The organism is Flavobacterium sasangense DSM 21067, assembly GCF_000686885.1.
Lineage (GTDB): Bacteria > Bacteroidota > Bacteroidia > Flavobacteriales > Flavobacteriaceae > Flavobacterium > Flavobacterium sasangense.
On record NZ_JMLU01000052.1, the window covers coordinates 1 to 4480 of the forward strand.

The 4480-nt window shown below is 28.2% G+C and carries 7 protein-coding genes; 5 read left to right on the forward strand and 2 right to left on the reverse strand.

Features of this window, described 5'->3' with window-relative positions:
* Positions 1–47: 47 nt before the first annotated feature.
* Together BP92_RS17145 and BP92_RS16445 are read right to left on the reverse strand one after the other, a co-directional pair.
* Positions 48–224, reverse strand: coding sequence for a hypothetical protein (locus BP92_RS17145; RefSeq protein ID WP_160169131.1), 177 nt, complete (start codon positions 222–224; stop codon positions 48–50).
* Positions 225–228: 4 nt separating this feature from the next.
* Entirely contained in the window at positions 229–618 is a 390-nt protein-coding gene (locus BP92_RS16445; RefSeq protein WP_035693541.1) for a helix-turn-helix domain-containing protein, read from the reverse strand.
* A 123-nt stretch (positions 619–741) separates the two neighbouring features.
* Between BP92_RS16445 and BP92_RS0113530 the strand changes: the two genes are divergently transcribed.
* The 5 genes from BP92_RS0113530 to BP92_RS0113550 all read left to right on the forward strand — a co-directional run bounded on the left by BP92_RS0113530 (position 742) and on the right by BP92_RS0113550 (position 3836).
* Complete coding sequence (locus BP92_RS0113530; protein WP_026726520.1) at positions 742–1098, forward strand: hypothetical protein; 357 nt, start codon at positions 742–744, stop codon at positions 1096–1098.
* 13 nt (positions 1099–1111) lie between these two features.
* The gene (locus BP92_RS0113535) at positions 1112–1426 is read left to right on the forward strand and encodes a hypothetical protein (RefSeq protein WP_026726521.1); all 315 of its coding nucleotides are present in this window, start codon (positions 1112–1114) and stop codon (positions 1424–1426) included.
* Between the two features lie 92 nt (positions 1427–1518).
* Positions 1519–1881, forward strand: coding sequence for a D-Ala-D-Ala carboxypeptidase family metallohydrolase (locus BP92_RS0113540; protein ID WP_051604493.1), 363 nt, complete (start codon positions 1519–1521; stop codon positions 1879–1881).
* Positions 1882–1956: 75 nt separating this feature from the next.
* The gene (locus tag BP92_RS0113545; protein WP_026726523.1) at positions 1957–3159 is read left to right on the forward strand and encodes a rolling circle replication-associated protein; all 1203 of its coding nucleotides are present in this window, start codon (positions 1957–1959) and stop codon (positions 3157–3159) included.
* Positions 3153–3836 (forward strand): DNA cytosine methyltransferase, encoded by a 684-nt coding sequence (locus BP92_RS0113550; RefSeq protein ID WP_026726524.1) that lies wholly within the window; start codon positions 3153–3155, stop codon positions 3834–3836. Before BP92_RS0113545 ends, BP92_RS0113550 begins: the two co-directional genes overlap by 7 nt.
* The last annotated feature ends 644 nt before the right edge of the window (positions 3837–4480 follow it).

The window sequence follows — 4480 nt, forward strand, 5'->3', positions numbered from 1 at the left end:
TTTAGTGACCTCGACAGGAATGGAATTTTTATTACTTTTCATTTTTGTTATTTATTTGATATTGTGTTAGTTAGTGTTTTTGTAGTAGTATCTTCTTTTGGCGATGTTGGCGATGTATTGGTAATCAAGGATATAGCATAAGCAATTAAGGCAATAGCAGTTCCAGCAATAGCACCGTTTTTAATCCTATCATTTAATCCATTTTCATAATTATAATAAGGCATAATATTATTTTTTTTGGGTTAATAGTTTAATTAATTCATCTTTAGTTTTAAGTAATTCTTTCATCAAGGCATTTTCATTTTTATACGCTTCTAATTGTATTTCTAATATTTTAGGGTTAGTTGTGCTATCTTCTTTATTTTCTTTATTCTGTTGGTTATTAGGATTATATTTTAATTCTAAACTATCAAAATCACATACAAAATCAATTATTTCAATATTAAGTACAAAGGCAATCTTTTTGAGCATTCCAGTACTAACATCTTCACTTTTTTCAATTAATCTTAATTGTTGTCTTGAAATTCCTAACATTTCAGCTATTTCAAACTTTTTGTGTTTACTAATTGAAATTAAAAACTCAATATTTTTTCCTATGTGTAAATCGTTGTAATTCATAATGTTATATTTTATTTTGGCGTTTATGGAATATTTTTTATTACTTTTATTTGGATTAATGGAATATATTTCTTTACATTTGCGTTATAATTATTAATAGTATTAACTTAAACAATTGCGAAAATGACAACAAATGTAACAAAAATTGGTAAAAGAAAAGTAGGTAACGGAATATTTTTTGAACAACCTAAATACAAACTAGCTGAATTACTCTATAATCTGCCATACAACGAAGCAAAACAAGTAAAGAAACAATTACCAAGTATTTTAGGTATATCAAGGCAAACACTACAATTATACTTAAAAGCTACTACCAATGACAAAACAAACATTCCATTAAATGAATTTTTAAGACTATGTGTGTTTTTTAATGTTGAACCTTACGAAATGATTAATTATGAAATTGAAGAAATTAAGATAGTTGATGAAGGTAATATTGAACAAAAAAAGCTAGGTAAAAAAATCGGTTTAGTTAAATAAATAAATAGTGATTATGAGCAATATAGTAAGTCCTTACGAAGAATTATTAAGTGTTATTGATGGTTTAGAAAATGAATTGATTGAGTATAAAAAAAGTCCTAAAGTAGTTGAATATGTAGTTAAAAAAAGAAGTGAATTAATTATACAATTAACAAAGGTTTTAAATCTGATTATGATGTATGATACTAATGCTGTAGTTACTTCAATAGCGCATAGTATTGATGAAATCAAGAAAAAAGATAGTGAATTAGATAGTTTACTTATTCGTGTAGATTATGTTCCAAATGGTCAAAAAACTGGTTTTATAAAAATTCAAGCACATAAATAAAAATCCATTGGCGTAACGCTTCGCTTCGCCTTTGGTTTTTTTTAAATAAAAAAGTAGTAGTAAGTAAATCAATTAGTTAATAAATAGAAATTATGGTATTATCAAAAAATTTTAATAGTGAAGAATTCGATAGTAGAGATACAAAAGGTACTGGTATGTTGATGGATAAGCAATTCATCGCGCAACTACAAAAAGCAAGGGAAATAGCAGGAATTCCATTTGTAATAAATAGCGGTTACAGAACAAAAGAATATAATAAGTTTATCGGTGGCGTTCCTAATTCTGCACATACAAAAGGCAAAGCGAGTGATATAGCAATAAAAAATGATAGAGAAAGATATATTGTTTTGAATGCTTTGATTTTAGCAGGATTTAAAAGAATTGGTATTTATAAAACATTTATTCATTGTGATAACGATGATAGCTTACCTATGCGAGTAATATGGTATAAGTAAAGTATTATTTTCCACAAAGTAACCATTAAGTTGTCATTGGTTTATCTTAACGCCCACAACTCAAATTCTATAAAAATGCAAGAAATACAATTTATTCCACACTATTCAATAAGTCCTAATTCATTGACTTTGTACAATCTTCCCGATAAAAAAACGTACCACGTAAAGGATAATAAAGGCTGGGAAAATTTAGAAGATAACACTAACAAATACGGTGAACTATCAAACCACGCTCAAAAAAGATTGAAAAAAAAACTAAATTATTTAATGTACTTAACAGAAAATAAAGAAATCCAAGGAAAGCAAATAATAGCCAAACAACAAAATTTCACTACTCAATACCAAAAATCAAAAGTTTATCAAAATACAGTACAATACAAATTAACATTTATCACTTTAACACTTCCAAGTAAGCAAATCCATTCCGATAATGAAATAAAAAGTAAATGCTTGAACCAGTTTCTAATAGAATTGAAAAAAAACTATGGTGTAAGTCGTTACATCTGGAAAGCCGAAAAGCAAGAAAACAATAATATTCATTTTCACATCATCGCTGATAAATACATAAAATGGAAAGAAATTAGAGAGTGTTGGAATAGGATAGTTAATAAATTGGGTTACGTTGATAGATACGAAAGTAATATGAGAGAATTTTACAAAAATGGGTTTAGATTGTCTACACATTCCAAGGATAAAAGAACTGAAAGCCAACAAAAAAAAGCATTCCAAACATTAGTAGATAATAATTATAGAAATCCTAATAGTACAGATATTCACGCATTATATAAAGTCAAAAATATTCAAGCATACATTAGTAAGTATTTAGCGAAAGGTGTTACCAAAACCGCAAGAATAGAACAAATGAACCAAATTGAATTAATTATTGATGAATTACAAAAAAGCAATGATGATTTAACGTTTTCACTTCTAAATACAAATTCAAAAACTATAGAATACAAAGAATTATCATTAAAAATTGAGAGTAATAACAAAAATATTGAAGAATATAAAAAACAACTATCGGAACTAAAAGCGCAAGGAATTGAGGGTAAAATATGGGGTTGTAGTCAAGTATTAAGCAAATGCGAAAATTATAGTGATGTTGGAGATACTGGATGTATTCCAGATTTCGAAATTATTCCACAAATAGCAACTTATATTCACGAGCATCCTATCGGCGACCAAATAGTATATACTTTCTTTTTCGACATAAATCAAACGCCAAATCTTAAAAAGGTTCTTGATGATCATATTAAAAATATACTTGAAGTGTGTTAAAAAATCTAAATAATAATAGTGAAAGTAAGCAGCGCATTATGAAAGGAATTGAGTTTTTTGCAGGTAAACAATTATTAACAACTACTTTCAATAACAATAATATTCAGTGTTTTTCATTGGATAATCACCAGGTCAGAGGTGCAAGAAAGTTAGATTTTAATATTGATTTTTTCGACTTCAACTATAAAGCTTACAATAGCAAAGAATTTGATTTTTTGTATTTTGGTTTTCCTTGTACTACTTTTTCAAAGGCATCGGGAGGTAAACATTTTAAAAATGGATTTTGTCCTTTAACTGATATGGCGTTTACATCAATAGAAATGTTAAATAGAATGTTTGAAATAATAGAATATTTGGAACCAAAAGTATTTTATATTGAGAATCCTAGTGGCGGTCTGTGTAATAATTATTATTTTCTAAATCATTGGAAGAATTATCAAGCTCACATCTACAGGATTAGTTTAGGTTCATTTGGTTTTCCTACTCAAAAAATGACCTATATATTTACAAATTCAGATATTCCAATAATTCATAATCCGGTTACTAGACAAAACGGAAGATATTCTAAAGTGAATTTTGATAATTTAACTTTACGACAAAGGCAATCTTACCCATTACCATTTTGCGAAATGATTGTAGAAAATTGTTTACTAAACTTAAGTTGTCAAGCAAAATAGCATTTAAAAAATGCTATTCCACTTGCCAAAAGGTTTTTAACAACCGCTAGAGCCTTTAGAAAAAAAAGGCACTAGCTACGTCAGTCTTAAATTTGAACTTTATTCTTAAAAAATAAATCGGTAGTGGATTAGTTTTGTGTGTCTCAATCGCCGACGGCTAGCACATTTTTTTATAATCGGAACTTACTTTTTTTCATAATTTACCATTCGTGCCACAATAGGTTTCGCCACCACCCACTCCTGCACCATTTGTAAGCAATCCCAAAGGATAGAGAAAAAAATTTAAATTTTAGTGGCGTTCCGTTCCTCCACTTTTAAAGATAGGATATTTTTTTATCTATCCTTTGGCATTGCAACAACTGGTGGTGGTGGCGAGCGTTAATGTTCCGCCACAGGCATTTTTTAAAGAAGAAAAAAAAAGGATGTTCAGTGTAAAAACAATGTTTAGGTAATTTTTTTTCTTCTTTAAAAAAAAGTGTCGGACGCAACCATTCGTTCATGCGCACTTTAGTAGGAACGCCTTCGGCTGCTTTTATTGATTTTGCTTTTCACTTCCTTTGCTAGTGGCTTCGTTTGAGAAATTAACCATAAATTAAAACCCAATTAGAAAAAAATATGAGTTTTTAATTTTTGGTTTTTTTTTT